At 60.2% G+C, this 17,601-nt stretch carries 16 protein-coding genes and 1 pseudogene; 11 read left to right on the top strand and 6 right to left on the bottom strand.

Annotated elements, in window-relative coordinates:
- The first annotated feature begins 149 nt into the window (after positions 1-149).
- From CO660_RS01025 to CO660_RS01055, 7 genes are all read left to right on the top strand, one after another.
- Entirely contained in the window at positions 150-1,730 is a 1,581-nt protein-coding gene (locus tag CO660_RS01025) for a peptide ABC transporter substrate-binding protein (protein ID WP_097596994.1), read from the top strand.
- A gap of 47 nt (positions 1,731-1,777) precedes the next feature.
- Positions 1,778-2,701 carry an oligopeptide ABC transporter permease OppB gene (oppB, locus tag CO660_RS01030; RefSeq protein ID WP_085778967.1) on the top strand — a complete coding sequence of 308 codons (924 nt, stop codon included), beginning with the start codon at positions 1,778-1,780 and terminating at the stop codon, positions 2,699-2,701.
- Positions 2,698-3,615, top strand: coding sequence for an ABC transporter permease subunit (locus CO660_RS01035; protein WP_085778968.1), 918 nt, complete (start codon positions 2,698-2,700; stop codon positions 3,613-3,615). The genes oppB and CO660_RS01035 overlap by 4 nt, the downstream gene beginning before the upstream one ends.
- A 1-nt stretch (position 3,616) precedes the next feature.
- Positions 3,617-4,618, top strand: a complete 1,002-nt coding sequence (locus CO660_RS01040; RefSeq protein ID WP_097596995.1) for an ABC transporter ATP-binding protein — start codon at positions 3,617-3,619, stop codon at positions 4,616-4,618.
- The gene (locus CO660_RS01045) at positions 4,611-5,597 is read left to right on the top strand and encodes an oligopeptide/dipeptide ABC transporter ATP-binding protein (protein ID WP_097596996.1); all 987 of its coding nucleotides are present in this window, start codon (positions 4,611-4,613) and stop codon (positions 5,595-5,597) included. Before CO660_RS01040 ends, CO660_RS01045 begins: the two co-directional genes overlap by 8 nt.
- 167 nt (positions 5,598-5,764) lie before the next feature.
- Positions 5,765-6,106, top strand: a complete 342-nt coding sequence (locus tag CO660_RS01050) for a hypothetical protein (RefSeq protein ID WP_011426337.1) — start codon at positions 5,765-5,767, stop codon at positions 6,104-6,106.
- Between the two features lie 184 nt (positions 6,107-6,290).
- Complete coding sequence (locus CO660_RS01055) at positions 6,291-7,214, top strand: sugar kinase (protein ID WP_097596997.1); 924 nt, start codon at positions 6,291-6,293, stop codon at positions 7,212-7,214.
- A 65-nt stretch (positions 7,215-7,279) separates the two neighbouring features.
- Here CO660_RS01055 and gstI read toward each other — a convergent pair whose 3' ends face one another.
- On the bottom strand, positions 7,280-7,471 hold the full coding sequence (gstI, locus tag CO660_RS01060; RefSeq protein WP_097597128.1) for a glutamine synthetase translation inhibitor GstI: 192 nt from the start codon (positions 7,469-7,471) through the stop codon (positions 7,280-7,282).
- Between the two features lie 432 nt (positions 7,472-7,903).
- Here gstI and CO660_RS01065 point away from each other — a divergent pair, with 432 nt between their 5' ends.
- The 3 genes and pseudogenes from CO660_RS01065 to CO660_RS34435 form a co-directional block, all read left to right on the top strand.
- A complete protein-coding gene (locus tag CO660_RS01065) occupies positions 7,904-8,944 on the top strand; it encodes a glutamine synthetase beta-grasp domain-containing protein (RefSeq protein ID WP_011426340.1) in 1,041 nt (346 codons plus the stop codon).
- A gap of 235 nt (positions 8,945-9,179) precedes the next feature.
- Positions 9,180-10,361: a glycosyltransferase family 1 protein gene (locus CO660_RS01070; RefSeq protein WP_097596998.1), complete on the top strand. Its 1,182-nt coding sequence runs from the start codon at positions 9,180-9,182 to the stop codon at positions 10,359-10,361.
- A gap of 73 nt (positions 10,362-10,434) precedes the next feature.
- Positions 10,435-10,732, top strand: a pseudogene (locus tag CO660_RS34435) (MarR family transcriptional regulator); the annotation flags it as partial.
- Positions 10,733-10,795: 63 nt separating this feature from the next.
- On the opposite strand, the gene der reads toward CO660_RS34435, so the two are convergent.
- The 3 genes from der to CO660_RS01085 all read right to left on the bottom strand — a co-directional run bounded on the left by der (position 10,796) and on the right by CO660_RS01085 (position 13,606).
- The gene (gene der / locus CO660_RS01075) at positions 10,796-12,217 is read right to left on the bottom strand and encodes a ribosome biogenesis GTPase Der (protein WP_097596999.1); all 1,422 of its coding nucleotides are present in this window, start codon (positions 12,215-12,217) and stop codon (positions 10,796-10,798) included.
- A gap of 16 nt (positions 12,218-12,233) precedes the next feature.
- The gene (locus CO660_RS01080) at positions 12,234-12,917 is read right to left on the bottom strand and encodes a tetratricopeptide repeat protein (RefSeq protein WP_097597000.1); all 684 of its coding nucleotides are present in this window, start codon (positions 12,915-12,917) and stop codon (positions 12,234-12,236) included.
- A 104-nt stretch (positions 12,918-13,021) separates the two neighbouring features.
- A complete protein-coding gene (locus tag CO660_RS01085; protein ID WP_097597001.1) occupies positions 13,022-13,606 on the bottom strand; it encodes an NnrU family protein in 585 nt (194 codons plus the stop codon).
- A 121-nt stretch (positions 13,607-13,727) separates the two neighbouring features.
- Between CO660_RS01085 and CO660_RS01090 the strand changes: the two genes are divergently transcribed.
- On the top strand, positions 13,728-14,717 hold the full coding sequence (locus CO660_RS01090) for a polysaccharide deacetylase (protein ID WP_097597002.1): 990 nt from the start codon (positions 13,728-13,730) through the stop codon (positions 14,715-14,717).
- A 65-nt stretch (positions 14,718-14,782) separates the two neighbouring features.
- Here the strand turns inward: CO660_RS01090 and sbmA are convergent, their stop codons facing one another.
- The gene (sbmA, locus tag CO660_RS01095) at positions 14,783-16,048 is read right to left on the bottom strand and encodes a peptide antibiotic transporter SbmA (protein ID WP_097597003.1); all 1,266 of its coding nucleotides are present in this window, start codon (positions 16,046-16,048) and stop codon (positions 14,783-14,785) included.
- A gap of 121 nt (positions 16,049-16,169) precedes the next feature.
- The gene (locus tag CO660_RS01100) at positions 16,170-17,384 is read right to left on the bottom strand and encodes a YbfB/YjiJ family MFS transporter (protein WP_097597004.1); all 1,215 of its coding nucleotides are present in this window, start codon (positions 17,382-17,384) and stop codon (positions 16,170-16,172) included.
- Positions 17,385-17,601 lie beyond the last annotated feature (217 nt).

Genomic DNA, 17,601 nt, shown 5'->3' on the forward strand with positions numbered 1-17,601 from the left:
GGCTTGTCCACAACCGCAAACCAGCCTCCGGATTTGGGGTTGCAACGCAAAGCCTTTGCGATAAGGTGCGCACTGACCTGCACGTAAGAGGTCGAAAACCGGGAACAGATGTCTAATAAAGGCGCAAAGCCTAGAAAGGTGGACCCACGATGAACAAGTTCACGAAAAAATTTCTCGCCTCCGCAATGCTTGGCACATTGCTGGCGTTTTCGGCGCACGCGGCGACGCTCAACATCCACAATGGTGGCGATCCGCAGTCGCTCGATCCCCAGAAACTTTCCGGCGATTGGGAGAATCGTATTGCCGGCGACATTTTCGAAGGCCTCGTCACCGAAGACGCCAAGGACAATCCGGTCCCTGGCCAGGCCGAAAGCTGGACCATTTCGCCTGACGGCAAGGTCTACACCTTCAAGCTCCGCGACGGCATCAAGTGGTCCGATGGCCAGCCGGTAACGGCAGGAGACTTCGTCTTCGCCTTCCAGCGCCTCGTCGATCCGAAGAACGCCGCCGACTACGCCTATTTGCAGTTCACCATCAAGAACGCCGAGAAGATCAATAAGGGCGAGATCACCGATCTCAGCCAGCTTGGCGTCAAGGCGATCGACGACAAGACACTCGAAATCACCCTGGAAAATCCGACTCCCTATTTCCTCAATGCGCTGATGCACTACACGGCCTATCCGCTGCCGAAGCATGTCGTCGAGGCGAAGGGCCAGGATTGGGTTAAAATCGGCAACATCGTCACCAACGGCCCATATAAGCCGGTCGAATGGGTTCCCGGCTCGCACGTCACAACAGTCAAGAACGACCAGTGGTATGGCACCAAAGACCTGAAGATCGACGGCGCCAAGTTCTTCGTGCTCGAAGACCAGGAAGCGGCGCTGAAACGCTACCGCGCCGGCGAATTCGACATCCTCACCGACTTTCCCACAGACCAGTACGAATGGATGAAGAAGAACCTGCCGGGCCAGGCGCATGTCGCCCCCTTCTCCGGCCTCTATTATTACGTCGTCAACTCGCAGAAGCCTCCTTTCAGCGACAAGCGCGTCCGCCAGGCTCTCTCCATGGCGATCAACCGCGAAGTGATCGGCCCGCAGATCCTCGGCACGGGCGAGCTTCCGGCCTATTCCTGGGTTCCGCCAGGCACTGCCAATTACGGCGAGCCGGCCTATGTCAGCTGGAAGGACCTGCCTTACAAGGACAAGGTCTCCGAGGCCAAGAAGCTGCTTGCCGACGCCGGATTCGGCCCAGATAAGCCGCTCCACGCGGTCCTCAGCTACAATACCAATGACAACCACAAGCGCATCGCCGTCGCGATCGCTTCGATGTGGAAGCCGCTCGGCGTTGATGTCGAGCTCGTCAACGCCGAAACCAAGGTGCATTACGACCAGATGCAGCGCGGCCAGGTGGAAATCGGCCGTGCGGGCTGGCTTGCCGATTACAACGACCCGGACAATTTCCTGAACCTCTTGGTGACGGGCGTGCAGATGAATTACGGCCGCTGGTCCAATCCTGAATATGACAAGCTGATCAAGGACGGCAATGCTCAGACGGACCTCACCAAGCGCGCCGAAATCTTCAAGAAGGCCGAGCAACTCGCGCTTGATGAATCCGCCGCCCTGCCCATCTACTATTACGTCTCGAAGAATGTCGTTTCGCCAAAGATCGAAGGATTCGTCGACAACATCCAGGACATCCACCGCACGCGCTGGCTGTCGATGAAAGAGTAAGGGAAAACGGTCCTTCCCGCACACTGCGGGAGGACCGGCCCACGACCATGATCAAATACGCTCTCCGTCGCCTGCTGTCGACGATCCCCGTCATGTGGATCGCCGTGACAGCCTCGTTTTTCGTCCTGCGCCTTGCTCCCGGCGGCCCCTTCGATGGCGAAAGGCCATTGCCGCCGGTCATCCTCAAGAATCTTGCGGCCCACTACAATCTCGACAAGCCGCTGATCCAGCAATACCTGCTCTACGTCGGAGATCTGCTCAAGGGCGATCTCGGCCCCTCCTTCTCCAGTGAGGATTTCAGCGTCGCTCAGCAGATCATGATCGGTCTGCCCTATACCTTCACGATCGGCACGGCTGCTTTCCTGCTCGCCATCATCGTCGGCGTGACCGTCGGCTGTCTCGGGGCGCTTTATCAGAACAAGACGCCGGACTACATTCTCGGTAGCCTGATCCTGATCGGCGTCGTGCTGCCGAACTTCCTGATCGCGCCTATTCTGCAATTGATCTTCGGCATCCATCTTGCCTGGTTTCCGGTCGGCGGCTGGGGTGACGGCTCGCTCAAATTCCTTGTCCTGCCGATCGTCGTTCTAGCCCTTCCCCATGCCGGGCGCATCTCGCGCATAACCCGCGGCTCGATGATCGAAGTGATGAACCAGAACTTCATCCGCACCGCCAAGGCCAAGGGCATCGGCCCGCGGCTGACGGTGATGCGCCACGCGCTGAAGCCCGCCATGATGCCGGTCGTCTCCTATCTCGGACCGGCGGCAAGCTACCTTCTCACCGGCTCGCTGGTTGTCGAGAGCATCTTCGGATTGCCCGGCATCGGCCGCTATTTCGTCAATGCGGCGTTGAACCGCGACTACGGCATGGTTCTCGGAACGGTCATCTTCTACATGGTGCTGATCGTGTTCCTGAACCTTCTCGTCGATATCGCCTATGCGTGGCTCGATCCGAAGGTGAGAAACCGATGATCCTCAATCCCGCAAAACGCGAGCTGCTCGCAGAGGAGCTTCTGCAGGCCGAAGGCCTGGCGCCCGAAGGCCGTTCGCTCACCAGGGATGCGCTTCGCCGCCTCGGGCGCAACAAGGCGGCCGTTCTGTCGATCGCCGTCCTCGGGCTCCTGATCCTCGCCGCCTTCCTCGGTCCCTGGTTCATTCCCTTCAACTACGAGGACCCGGATTGGGCCGCGTTCCGCATCCCGCCCTCGATCGAGACCGGCCATTATTTCGGCACCGACCCGAACGGCCGCGACCTTCTCGCCCGCGTGCTCTACGGCACCCGCGTCTCACTGGCCGTGGCGCTGACGGCGACTGTCGTCTCGGTCGTCATCGGCGTACTCTATGGCGCGATATCGGGCTATATCGGCGGGAGGCTGGATGCAATCATGATGCGCTTCGTCGACATCATGTACGCGCTTCCCTACATCCTCTTCGTCATCCTGCTGATGGTGATCTTCGGCCGCAACGTCTATCTGCTCTTTGCCGCGATCGGCGCGCTGGAATGGCTGACAATGGCCCGCATCGTGCGCGGCCAGACGCTATCGATCAAGCATCGCGAATTCATCGAAGCGGCCCGCGCATCCGGGCAGCGGCCGTTCAAGATCATCGTCAAGCACATCATCCCGAACCTCGTCGGGCCGGTGGTCATTTTTGCGGCGCTGACAGTGCCTGAGATCATCGCCACGGAAAGCTTCCTTTCCTATCTCGGCTTCGGCGTGCAGGAACCGCTGACCTCGCTCGGCACGCTGATCGCGGAAGGGACCGATGCGATGGAAAGCATGCCCTGGCTGCTGATCTTCCCGGCAAGCTTCCTCGTCGCCCTGCTGCTCAGCCTGCTCTTCATCGGAGACGGCCTGCGCGACGCGTTCGACCCGAAGGATCGATAGAATGTTCCAAGAAAAAGACATCCTGCTCGAACTCAAGGATTACTCGATCACCTTCGCAACGCCCGACGGCGAGGTGAAGGCGGTCTCCAACATGAACCTCACGGTGCGGCGCGGCGAGCGCATCGCCATCGTCGGCGAGTCCGGCTCCGGCAAGAGCCAGACCTTCCTCGGCATCATGGGCCTGCTTGCCAAGAACGGCCGGACGGCGGGACAGGCGCTGCTCGAAGGCAAGGACGTGCTGTCGCTGAAACCGCGCGAGCTCGACCAGATCCGCGGCAAGGACATGGCCATGGTCTTCCAGGACCCGATGACAGCGCTGAACCCGTCGCTGAAGATTTCGCGGCAGCTGACGGAACAGTTGGAGGTTCACCGCGGCCTGACGTCGCGCGCCGCTTCGGACGCTGCCCTCGACATGCTGAAACGCGTCGGCATCCCCGACCCGACGCGGCGCTTCCACCTCTATCCGCACGAACTGTCAGGCGGCATGCGTCAGCGCATCGTCATCGCCATGGCGCTGCTCACCAAGCCGAAGCTCCTGATCGCCGACGAGCCGACGACGGCGCTCGACGTGACCATCCAGGCGCAGATCCTCGACCTTTTCAACGATCTGACGGCGGAGATGAACACGGCGCTTGTCATGATCACCCACGATCTTGGCGTCGTTGCCGGTCTCGCCGACCGCGTCGCCGTCATGTATGCCGGCCGCATCGTCGAGGAGGCGCCGGTCGACGAACTCTTCGATAGTCCCGCCCATCCTTATACGGCCGCGCTGCATGCCTCGATCCCGCGCCCGGACCAGGATGTCGATGATCTCGTCGTCATCCCCGGCCGCCCGCCGAATCTGCAGCACCTGCCGAAGGGCTGCAATTTTTCGCCGCGCTGTTCGCAGGTCCAGGATGATTGCATCGACCGTCCGCCTTCCCTCGAACCGTTGGCGCCGCGCCACTGTGCGGCCTGCTACCATCCGTTTCCGCGCCGTGAGGAGTTGCTGAACCATGGCTGATCGATCGCTGCTCAGGGTCGAAAACCTCACCACCCAGTTCGAACTGCCGGCGAAAGGCCTCTTCAAGCCGCCGGTCTTCCTCACCGCCGTTAACAATGTCAGCTTCGATCTCGCCGAAGGCCGCACGCTCGGTGTTGTCGGCGAATCCGGCTGCGGCAAATCCACACTCGGCCGGTCCATTCTGCGGCTCTTGAAATCGCAGAAGGGCCGCATCCTCTGGCAGGGCCGCAATCTTCTCGACCTCACGGAGGAGGAAATGCGTGCCGCTCGCCGCGACATGCAGATCATCTTCCAGGATCCGATCGCCTCGCTCGACCCGCGCATGACGGTTGGAGACATCATCGCCGAACCGGTCACCGTCTTCGAACCGAAGCTTTCGAAGGCCGAGCGTACCCAGCGCGTGCGCGAAATCATGGGCGCCGTCGGCCTGGTGCCGGAGATGATCAACCGCTATCCGCACGAATTCTCCGGCGGCCAGGCGCAACGCATCGGCATTGCGCGTGCGATCATCACCAAACCGAAGCTCATTGTCTGTGACGAGCCCGTTTCGGCCCTCGACGTTTCAATCCAGGGCCAGGTCATCACGCTCCTGCGCAGGCTGCGTAGGGAGTTCGGCCTGACGCTGATCTTCATCAGCCACGACCTCTCGGTCGTGCGCCTGATCTCCGATGATGTGCTGGTACTCTATCTCGGCCGCGTGGTGGAATCAGGCGACTGCGCCACTGTCTTCGATCATCCCGCTCACCCCTATACACAGGCGCTGTTTTCCGCCGCACCGATCCCGGATCCGAAGCTTGCGCGCCTGCGCACCCGCATCCGCCTTCAGGGCGATCCGCCCTCGCCGCTCAACCCGCCGAAAGGCTGCGTCTTCTCTCCCCGCTGCTGGAAGGCGACCGACATCTGCCGCACGGAAATGCCGCCGACCGAAGAGGTTCGTCCCGGTCAGAAGGCGGCCTGCTATCATATGGACCGGCCGTGAGTGGAGGCCGCATGAAGCGGCCTTCGCTCGTAACACTTGTCACGTCCCCTTTGCGGTGAATCGGCCAAAACACACATGCGTCGGAATCTATAATCTCCGATAACAAAGATTTAGATGCGCGCATGCTATCCCTGCCTCCGCCCAATCATGGGCTTGGGGAACGCAATATGAAATCGAAACTATCAGGATTGATCGCGCTTGCCGCTGCGATCATCGCCACCTCCGCCGTATCGTCACATGCCGAAGATCTGAAATTCCAGCTCACCAACGGGACCAAGTCCGTCCTGACACGCTTCTACAGTTCGCCGACAGGCGTCAACAGCTGGGAAGAAGACGTGTTCGGCGAGGATGTCCTCAATCCAGGCGAGACCGTGAACATCACCATCGCCGACGGCCGTACCGTCTGCAAATACGACATGCGCTTCGAATTCGACGAAGACTCGGACCTCGACACCACCGAAGACACGCAGGATCTTTGCGCGCTCGGCAGCTACACCATCCACGAATAAACACCTTTCGCGCTCGCCGCCTTCGCTTGCCCGCGAAGGCGGCTTTCGGTTCCTTGTCGCAATGGCGCTTGCAATATCGACGCTTGTCACTCCGCCCGGCTCCGCGTATCAGCGGATGAAGCGTTAATTCGAAGCGATAGAGCGGCCTGTTGTATCAGCGGCGCTCCGATGCCGGGAGGACAAGGTGAACGGAAGACGGTTTCTGTCGATCGGTGAATGCATGGTGGAGCTCTCGCAGGCCGGCGACGGCCTGCTGCGCAAGGGTTTTGCCGGCGATACCTTCAATACCGCATGGTATGCCCGCGCTTGCCTCGGCCCCGATTGGTCGGTCGATTATTTCACCGCGCTCGGAGACGACGCCATGTCGGACGAGATGGCTGCCTTTATCGCCGGAGCGGGTATTGGCACGAACCTCATTCGCCGCATCAAGGGCAAGACGCCTGGCCTCTACATGATCAATCTGAAGAACGGCGAACGCTCCTTCAGCTATTGGCGCGACAGTTCGGCTGCCCGCAGCCTGGCTGCCGATCCGGATCATCTGCGCGAGGCGGTGGAAAGCGCTGACGTCGTTTACTTCTCCGGCATCACCCTTGCCATCCTGCCGCAGGAGGATGCCGCAACGCTGCTCGCCGAAATCCGCCGCGCCAAGGCAGCCGGCAAGCTCGTGGTTTTCGACCCCAACATCCGTCCACGCCTCTGGTCGAGCTACGACGTGATGCATGCGACGATTAGCGAAGGCGCCCGCTCCTCCGTGCTCGTCATGCCGAGCTTTGACGACGAGGCCGCCCATTTCGGCGACGATTCCATCGAGGCGACCATCCATCGCTACCGCGCGCTGGGCGCTATCGATGTCGTGGTCAAAAATGGCGCAGACGGCGTTACCTTGAATTTCGGCGGCGAGGAGACCTTCGTGCCGGCCGAAAAGGTCGAGAAGGTCGTCGACACCACCAGCGCCGGCGACAGTTTCAATGGTGCCTTTCTCGCACGATATCTCGAGAGTCAAGACGCGCCGGCCGCTGCGCGCTTCGCCGCAGGCGTTGCGGCTCGCGTCGTCAGTGAGCATGGGGCGTTGATTGCAAGAGAGAAGCTCGGGTTGAGCGGCGCCTGAAGCCCGCGCACGACCGTACATATGCCATGCGCGGGTCGGCATGCCTCCCCCTTAAGGGATGAAAATCAGGACTTCGTCGGCCGATCTGTCTCGCGAACCGCCTCGTCATGATACCAGCAGCTATCGAGCGCGGCGTCGCAGACATCAGCCGCCTCGCGCTCCATCAGCCTGGCGCGTTCGAACCGGCTTGCGGCCCGCGTCGGCTTGACGGGAAACTGGTAGATCGTCGCGGATTCACGATGGAAACCGGTGGGCATGAGACTCGCCTCCATTCCGTTCGGCGCATCGACATCAGGACCGCGACTATAGCATGATGCACATCCTTTATGCAAATTGCACAAAATAAATGCATGATCTAACTAATGATTGATCCATATGCTGTCTATGGCTGAAGCTTCCGCCTATTTGTTCAACACTTCACCGTTTCAGACTAACGCCCAATTTTTCATCCGGTTCCGAGGCAGAAAACCTCTCTATCCTCCTGATGAATCAATCTTCGATCGTCCAAACGGGCTTCCTTCGAGAAAGGAAAAGCGCGAATTGACTGGCTGATTTACAATTTTTCTTTCGCCCGCGATCAAACTGGCACGCTACGTGCTTCAATAGGTGCATCCCCTGGCGGTCGGATGCGTTTGCGCGCCCAGATCGTCTCCGGGTTTGCTCACCTTCGTCGTATTGAGAGAGTCACGATGACAAAATATAAGCTCGAGTATATTTGGCTCGATGGGTACACCCCGGTACCGAACCTGCGTGGCAAGACGCAGATCAAGGAATTCGACGCCTTCCCGACGCTGGAACAGCTTCCGCTCTGGGGCTTCGACGGATCGTCGACGATGCAGGCCGAAGGCCGCAGCTCCGATTGCGTGCTGAAGCCCGTCGCCATCTATCCCGACCCGGCCCGCACCAACGGCGTTCTCGTCATGTGCGAAGTCATGATGCCCGATGGCGTCACGCCGCACCCGAGCAACGCCCGTGCCACCATCCTCGACGACGAAGATGCCTGGTTCGGCTTCGAGCAGGAATATTTCTTCTACCAGAACGGCCGCCCGCTCGGCTTCCCCGAGCAGGGCTATCCGGCTCCGCAGGGCCCCTACTACACCGGCGTCGGCTATTCGAATGTCGGCGACGTCGCCCGTGAAATCGTCGAAGAGCATCTCGATCTCTGCCTCGCTGCCGGCATCAACCACGAAGGCATCAACGCCGAAGTGGCCAAGGGCCAGTGGGAATTCCAGATTTTCGGCAAGGGCTCCAAGAAGGCTGCCGACCAGATCTGGATGGCACGCTACCTGCTGCAGCGTCTGACCGAAAAATACGGCATCGACATCGAATATCACTGCAAGCCGCTCGGCGACACCGACTGGAATGGCTCGGGCATGCATTGCAACTTCTCGACTAAGTACATGCGCGAAGTCGGCGGCAAGGCCTACTTCGAAGCGCTGATGGCGCAGTTCGAAAAGAACCTGATGGACCACATCAACGTTTACGGTCCTGACAACGACAAGCGCCTGACCGGCAAGCACGAGACGGCTCCGTGGAACAAGTTCTCCTACGGCGTTGCCGATCGTGGCGCTTCGATCCGCGTGCCGCACTCCTTCATCAAGAACGACTACAAGGGCTATCTGGAAGATCGCCGCCCGAACTCCCAGGGCTGCCCCTACCAGATCGCTTCGCAGGTTCTGAAGACGATCTCGGAAGTTCCGCTCGCCGGTTCGGCTTCCGCTGCCGCCTAACCTCCCAAGCGGCGCCGGTCCTCGACCGGCGCCGTGATTCTTTCTGCCTGATGATGATCGGCCGCTGACATATTCGCGCCGATCGGACCGCTAAATGCCTGAAAAGACTGGCAAGCGGCTGTAATATTTCCATCATGGTCATGCCTCAAAATAGGCAAGCGGGAATCGCCGTTCCGGAACCCCGCTTTGGGGTTGAGCGTTGACAGATCACTGCAACGCGGATGGAAATCGCGATATGCTGCAACGTCCGGCAAACACTTACAGCGGCGAGAGCTGGGCCAATGCCACCTCGGCCGGCAAACTGCCGGAACGGCTGGTGATCGTCACCGATGCCTGGCATCCGCAGGTCAACGGCGTGGTGCGCTCGATCGAGAACACCAATCGCGAACTGGCAAAGATGGGCGTCGAGGTTGGGATGGTGACGCCGGAGCGTTTCAACAGCATCCCTTGCCCCACCTATCCCGAGATCCGTCTGTCGATCGCCAGTTATCGCCGCATTGCCCGCGAGATCGCAAAGCACAATCCCTCCTACGTGCATATCGCCACCGAAGGGCCGCTCGGGCTCACTGCCCGCCGCTGGTGCCTGAAGAACCGCATGCCGTTTTCGACGAGCTACCACACCCGCTTCCCGGAATATGTCACGGCCCGCCTGCCGATCCCGAAGAGCTGGCTCTATTCCTTCATCCGCTGGTTCCACAATGGCGGCGCCGGCTGCATGGTGGCGACACCGAGCCTTGCGCGTGAACTGTCGGAAAAAGGCATCCGCAATCTCATGCCCTGGAGCCGCGGCATCGACGCCGCGCAGTTCCGCCCTATGGCGCTCGAGGAAAAGCCGTTCGGCCTGGCGCGCCCGATCTTCATGACCGTCGGCCGCGTGGCATTAGAAAAGAATCTGCCGGCCTTCCTTGAGCTCGATCTGCCGGGCTCGAAGGTCGTCGTCGGCGATGGGCCGGCGCGCGCCGAGCTCGAAAAGCAATATCCCGATGTTTTCTTCGCCGGCGTGAAGTTCGGCGAGGAGCTGGCGCAAGCCTATGCCCAGGCCGACGTCTTCGTCTTCCCCTCGGTTACCGACACTTTCGGCAACACCATCCTCGAAGCGTTGGCCTCGGGCGTGCCGGTCGCCGCCTACCCGGTGACCGGCCCTCTCGACATCATCGGTGAAGACAGCGAAGTCGGCGCGCTCGACACGGACCTGCGCGCCGCCTGCCTTGCTGCCCTCTCGGCTTCTCGCGAGAAGGCGCATGCGCTCGCCATGCAATATTCCTGGGAAGCGGCGACGCAGCAGTTCATTAACAACATTCGCGCCGCCAACGGCGTGATCACGCCGAAATGGAAGAAGGCGTGGCAATTTGCCAAGTCGCTTCCAAGAAGCAGAAAGCCCGGCGAAAACGCCGGGCCTCTCCCTTCTGGAGATTGAGCGTTCCCTTTTGTGCAGGCCTAGAAGCGTATCGTTCGCGACCACAATCGTGCTGCGGACGGCCGGCGTTAGGGTCGCGCTGTGAGGCGAGGACGGCCGGAGCGTCGGCAGCCTCTGCGAAAAGCTCTTCCTGGAATCACACTCCCGGACCCCATTGCTCGAACGCCTGGAAAGGCGCCGGCTACATCAGGCGCGAGGATGACCAACGCGTGGTCGTGCTTCGGCCGACGGGGGAAGGCAAGCACCTACAAGAAAAAACCATCATCACCGACTGCATCGCCGCCGAGATCGGCCCTGATGCAGTCGATTTCAGCGGGCTGCTATCCGAGATCTTAGCGCTGAGCGAAGCGCTGAATAGAAGCGTGGCTTAGCACCTGCAGATGGCTGCCGCATGGCGCAGGCCTAATGGGCCACCAATCATTGCAAGCGCGCCCCTACGTCCGTCTCTTCTTCGACTCGTACGGATTATCAGGCGAACGGAAATGGATGCGGATCGGCACGCTCGGCATGTCGAAATCGGCGCGTAACCCGTTGATCAGGTAGCGCGTATAGGATTCCGGCAGCGCGTCCGAGCGGGTGCAGGAAATCATGAAGGCCGGCGGACGGGCCTTGACCTGTGTCATGTACTTCAGCTTGATGCGGCGGCCGGAAACGGCCGGTGGCGGATGCTGGATCTGCTGCGTCTCCAGCCAGCGATTGAGCCGCGCCGTCGAAATACGCTTGTTCCAGACCCTGTCCGTATCAATGATCGACTGCATCAGCTTGTCGAGTCCCCAGCCGGTCTGGCCGGAGATCGGCACGGCGCGAATGCCGCGCGCCTGCGGCAGCAACCGGTCGGTCTTTTCGCGGAGATCCGCAAGCACCGCCTGGCGGTCCTCGATCATGTCCCATTTGTTGAAGGCAAGCACGGCCGCGCGGCCCTCACGCAGCACCAGGTCGACAATCTGCAGGTCCTGCTTCTCGAACGGGATTGTCGCATCGAAAACGATGACGACGGTTTCGGCAAAACGGATGGCGCGCAGCGCATCGGCGACAGAAAGCTTCTCCAGTTTCTCGGTCACCCGCGCCTTGCGGCGCATGCCGGCGGTGTCGAACATCTTGATGGTGCGGCCGCGCCAGTCCCATTCGACCGAGATGGAATCGCGGGTAATGCCTGCCTCAGGCCCGGTCAAGAGCCGGTCCTCACCGAGGAAGCGGTTTATCAGCGTCGACTTGCCGGCGTTGGGACGGCCGACGATTGCCACTCGCAGTGGCTTGGTCTCGTCATAAGCTGGCTCTTCGTCCTCGTCCTCACCCTCATCAGCCGAGTGGGGAATATCGACGTCCGTGACGGCAACATCGTCCTTGGCGTAGGCCCGGTCCTTGCCAATCGCCTCGACGATCGCGTCGCGCAGATCGAGCATGCCTTGCCCGTGCTCGGCCGAAATCGGCGTCGGCTCGCCCAGCCCCAGTGTATAGGCGTCATAGAAGCCGCTGTCGGAGCCGCGCGCTTCGGATTTGTTGGCGACGAGCACGACCGGCTTGCCGCGCCGGCGCAGCATTTCCGCAAGCGCCGTATCCACCGGTGTCAGCCCGTTCTTGGCGTCGACGACGAAAAGCGAAAGATCGGCCTCGTCGATTGCCGCTTCGGTCTGCGCGCGCATTCGGCCCTGCAGGCTCTCCTCGTCGGCTTCTTCCAGACCGGCCGTGTCAATAATCGTAAAGGTCAGCCCCATCAGCCGCGCATCACCCGGCCGGCGGTCGCGCGTCACGCCGGGTGTATCATCGACGAGCGCAAGCTTCTTGCCCACCAGACGGTTGAAAAGCGTCGACTTGCCGACATTCGGACGACCGACGATGGCGACCGTGAAACTCATTCTTTTTCCTTAAAACTCAGCCCTGCGCGGCGGGCGCCTTGCCGGATGCGGTAATGAGATCAAGCATCATCTGAGCCCGATTGGCAACAGGACGCGGGCTGCCGGTGTCGTCGACAATCGATTGGAACCATTGCCGCGCTTGCGCCATGTTGCCGGCCTTGTAGGCGGCCAGACCGAGTGCTTCGCGCGCCGAATGACGGAAGGCGTTACTCGGCACGGCCATTTCTTCGATCGCGGCTGAAACCTGCTCATAGGAACCGTTCTCGATCAGCAGCCAGCCCGCGCGCATTTTGGCGACATCGCGCACGGCAGCCGGCACGCCGTTGTCTTTGCCGATCGCGGTGAAGGCGGCGATTGCAGCAGCAGCATCGCCCTTCTGCGCCTGGACGGTCGCAGACCGCATGCGCGCCAGCACCGGATAGGCGCCATGGCCTTCCTTTTCCAGCTTTTCAAGCGCGGCCAGCGCCTCGTCGTTCTTGTTCTCGTCGGCAAGCTTCATCGCCGCCAGAAACTGGTCGCCAGCGCCAGAGGAGCGGGTATCGTCCCAATATTCATAGAGAACCTTGCCGGCGGTGCCGGCGACGATCAGGATGGCGACGACAATAATATAGCGGCCGAACCGGCGCCAGGCGCCCTTCATCTGATCGGACCGCAATTCCTCGTTGACTTCACGGATGAAGCTGTCGTCGTTAAATGCCATTCTCGTCTCCGGCCGCGGAAATACCCATAACTTTGCGCAAAATGCGCATTGCCCGGCCTTCTACTCCATTTTGCCGCCGTTGTAAGGGGGATGTGAAAGATTCGTCACGTAGCGAGCGGTGAAACGCCGATCAGCCATTCGTGCAGCTTCCAGATGATCAGCGCCCAGACGAGGATACCGATGACGGCAGCATAGAGGTCGTACTTGGCCGAGACGAAGGGCCGAAGCGTGATTTCGCCCGCCCGCTCGCGGCGCTTGAGCGAAATGCGCACGATCACGCCCCAGGCAAGAAACGCCCCAAACAGCAGGACCGACGACGTCTCGCCATTGGCGAGCAGATGCGCCAGAGCCCAGATCTTCACCGACAGCACCATCGGATGTTTGGTCTTGGTAGCTATATGCCCCGCCGGCAGCAGCGAGGCGACGAGACAGATCATCGCGATCAGCATCAGCGTGATGGCGATATGCGCCGTCCACACTGGCGGATTGTAAAGCATGCCGGTCACCTGCCGCGCCTGGCCGAAACCGTAGATCAGGAGGATCAGCGTGAGAATGCTCGCGATCGAATACCCGGCCCGCCAACCCTTTTCGCCGAGGCTTGCGATCATCGAGCGGCGCAGGCCAGGAGCCACCACCCGCACCAGATGCACACCGAGAAAAAGTATGATGCCGATGATAAGCAGTGCCATTGCGGTCCCTTCCGTGCAGATTGACATTGCTTAGCGGCTGGCGGGAAAAAATGCCAGTTGTGACCGCAGCTTCGCCGCAATTCTATCGGAGGGAAACCGCGAGCAAATTGTCGCGGTGCCCATGTCTCGTCCTCTCCTCGCCACGTGTCTGGTCGCCTCCCTCGTTCTTCCCGCGGCGGCAAAGGCGGCCGATCTGCCGAAGCAACTCGTCATCATCTCTTTCGACGGCGCCCATGACAACGCGCTCTGGCTGAAGAGCCGCGAGATGGCGGCGAAGAACGGCGCCCACTTCACCTATTTCCTTTCCTGCACCTTCCTGATGAACGAGGCGGCGAAGAGAGCCTACCAGGCGCCGCACCAGAAACGCGGCAAATCCAATGTCGGTTTTGCCCAGAGTGACGACGAGATCCGCGAGCGCCTTGGCAATATCTGGCATGCACATCTTGAAGGGCACGACATAGCAAGCCATGCCTGCGGCCATTTTGACGGCCGCCTCTGGACCGCAGCCGACTGGTCAGCCGAATACGCGATCTTCCATGCTACGTTGAAAAATGCCTGGAAGAGCGTCGGCCTCGAAGAACCCGCCGGCTGGCAGGATCTAGTCGACCATGGCATCAAAGGCATTCGCGCCCCCTATCTCTCGGCGACGGCGGGCGCCGACATGATCGCCGCCGAAAAGAAGGCGGGCTTCACCTATGACGCAAGCCTCGTGACCAAAGGCCCGGCGATGCCTGTCGAGGAAGACGGCATCCACCGCTTCGGCCTCCCCCTGATTCCCGAAGGCCCCAGCGAAAAGCCGGTCATTGGCATGGACTACAACCTCTTCGTTCGCCATTCCAAGGGTGAGGAGGACAGCGCGGATACGAAGGCATTCGAGGACCGCGCCTACGCCGCCTTCTCCCAAGCCTTCGACCGCCAGTATAACGGCGACCGCATCCCTCTCCAACTCGGCTTCCATTTCGTCGAAATGAACGGCGGCGCCTACTGGCGCGCGCTCGACCGCCTCGTCAGCGTTGTCTGCCATCGGGCGGATGTCGCCTGTGTAAGCTATTCCGAAGCGATTCCGATACTTGAGGCGCGCGGAAAACTGGAGCGGACGTCAGGGCTCTGACAAGAGTTTCTGGGACGAGAGGTGCCGCCGTGATGCCACCGTCCCACCCGTAGAAGCCTTACCCATCAACCATCCGCATGCACGACACCCGCCTCGCGCTCCAGATAGTGCTGATCAATCGCAGGCAGCGGTGCGTCGTCGATTGCCGCCTCGAAGGCTTTAAGGCGCTTGTGGATGGAGAGCAGCTCGATAATCGTCGTCCAAGAGCTTACGAGATACTGAAAGGAATTGCTGACCTGACCAAAAGCCGTAGCAATCTGCTGCCATATCCCAAGCGTGATCTTATGCGCAACAAAAGTCGGAACCAAGACGAAATAAAGAAATATTGCATCCAGCTGCCCATATGAAAAACGCGCAAAATTGAAATAAAGATAGTGAAAGTACATGCGGAAATAGTTTCGCCTAACGTTCGCAAACAGTCCCGCCACAGTCACTGGCTGGGCTCTGTCTTCGTGATCTTCGCCATAAACAAGCTCTTTACGATAGGCCGCCTCAACACGTTGGTTGCGAAAATTCAAACCCGGCAGCTTTACGCCTACGACTGCCAAGAGGATGGTGCCTAAAACCGACCAGCCAAGCGCGAGCCAGACGAGGGAATTTGGAATCGCACCTAGGATTGGCAGATCGGTTACATGATTAGATAACGCCGATAGGATCGGCAAGAAAACAATAAGAGTCATAACCGAGCCGATAAGGCTCACGCCGAGCCCCTCAAGGATGTTGGCAAACCGCATTGTATCTTCTTGAACACGTTGCGACGCTCCTTCGATGTGACGAAGCTTTTGCCACTTCGACATGTAAAAATCGTTCATCGCTATCCGCCAGCGCAATACATAGTGGTTAATGAGAAACGCGGACAAAACGGATACAATCACGCTCACTGTACCAATCTCAAAGAACTTCCAGATCAAGTCATAGAAGCTCTCATTAGTGATACCTGGTTTTCCAGCCAATGCATTTTGAAGAAGATCAAAGAAAGGTCCGCGCCAGACGTTGATTGCGACGTCCATCTGGACGCCGAAATAAGTGATGAAAATAATAAGTGCCGACCCCCAGACGGACCATATTTTCCAAGGGTGATCATTGGCGAGTATGTGCCACGCACCGCAGAATAAGGCCGAGCAGATGATAAAAAATACATAGAACGATAAATTGGCAGGTGCGACGAAGAACGCAGCTCCGACCGGCTGAGCATCTTCAGCCAGCGGAGGAAAGCCGAGACTGGTCGCTAGCTCGATCCCGATGAAATACCAAAAGAAAATGCATGCGAGCGTCCAAACGGCCGCAGAGATGAAAAAGAGCTTCGGCTGGGGAAAGAAGGAATGAAACACGGGGGGCTTTGCTTTCCTGAACTGTGAGTCTCGGGAGTGTCGGAACACTTTGTGCCGGAAACTACGGCAGTTCGAAGGAAGCAGCAATGGGTTTGACCGATTGTTACGCAGATGTAACCGGTTAGACGATTTTCCTGATGACCGGCATCACGAGCGCCGCGCAGACAAGAAGTGCTGCGGCGGCGATTATCGTCGGCACGGTAAAGCTGCCTGAGCGTTCGGCTAGCCGGCCGGCGACGGCCGGCCCAACAATCTGGCCCACTCCGAAGGCGGCCGTCATCATTGCCAGTATCCGCCGCGGACTCTCGGGAGCAAGCTTGCGGCCGATCTGCAGCCCGTAAGCCGTGATCGCGAGGAACGTTGCTCCAAACAGAGCCCCGCCGATCAGCGGCGCGACCGAGGGCGGCAACGCCACGGTCGCAAGCACGCCGACAGCCTCGGCCACAAGGGCCGCAACATAGACGCCGCCGAGCCCAAGCGGCCTCACCAGCGGCTTCCAGGCGAAGAGGGCAACCGCCGACGTCACCCCGGCGATAAACCAGCAGAGAAACTCGATGAAAGCTCCCGTCGCAGATAGCCGCGCGATGGTGACGAGAAACGTTGCCGTGATGACGTAGCCGAAGCCGAACAGGCCGTAGGAGAGCGTGACAAGCAACATCGGCCGGCTCCAGTTGAGCGCCGGTTCCTTGCCCGTTCGCGCTGTTTGTGCCGGCGCCGTGGGCAAGAGCCACCAGACGACGGCGAGACTTGCCACGCAATAGAGCGCTCCGCCGATCCAATCGGCGCGCCAGCCGCCCGGCTCATCGTGAAAGCCAAGACCAATCAGGAGCACCATGACCGACGAAAGCGCAATGCCCGCTCCAGGCCCGCCGAAATGCGCCGCCTGCACATGGTCATTGCCGGCAGCAGCACCGTGGCTCAGCACGATCGACGAGGTGAAGACCATCGCAAAAGCGCTGGCGAGACCGGCGAAGAACCGGATGACGGCAAAGACCGCAACGGAATCGGTGGCGGCCATTGCGGCGAGCAGGATTGCGTTGGCCAGCAATGCCGCAAGCGCCACCAGCCGTTCGCGCCCCGTCGCCCAGCCATAGGCCGCCAGCACGGCGCCGATGAGATAGCCGACGAAATTCGCCGACGCGATAAAACCGGCATCGGCCGCAGAAAGCGGCACGCCGCTCATCATGCCGGGCAGGATCGGCGTGTAGGAGAAGCGCCCGAAGCCCATGGCCGCCGCCATGGCTACGGCGCCGGCGGCGGCCGTCGAAACTAAGTTTGGTAAAGAATGGGGTGGGCGAGAAAGCATGCAGCGCTTATCGCCCTGCAGCACCGGCATCGCAAACGACTATTTCTGATTGATTGATCAATTCTGCGAAAGTCGATGGATGAGGTGAGCGCTCCGAGTTCGATGGATGCAAGGAGCGGCGTTACGACGTGCTTCGAGGCTTCGCCCTATGGGCTGCGCACCTCAGCATGAGCGGCTTTGGAGGATGCCGCGCTTATGACCGCGGGCGCAGGAATATGGGCACAGCCTCCAAGAGAGTCTCATCCTG

Source organism: Rhizobium sp. L9 (assembly GCF_002531885.1).
Taxonomy (GTDB): domain Bacteria; phylum Pseudomonadota; class Alphaproteobacteria; order Rhizobiales; family Rhizobiaceae; genus Rhizobium.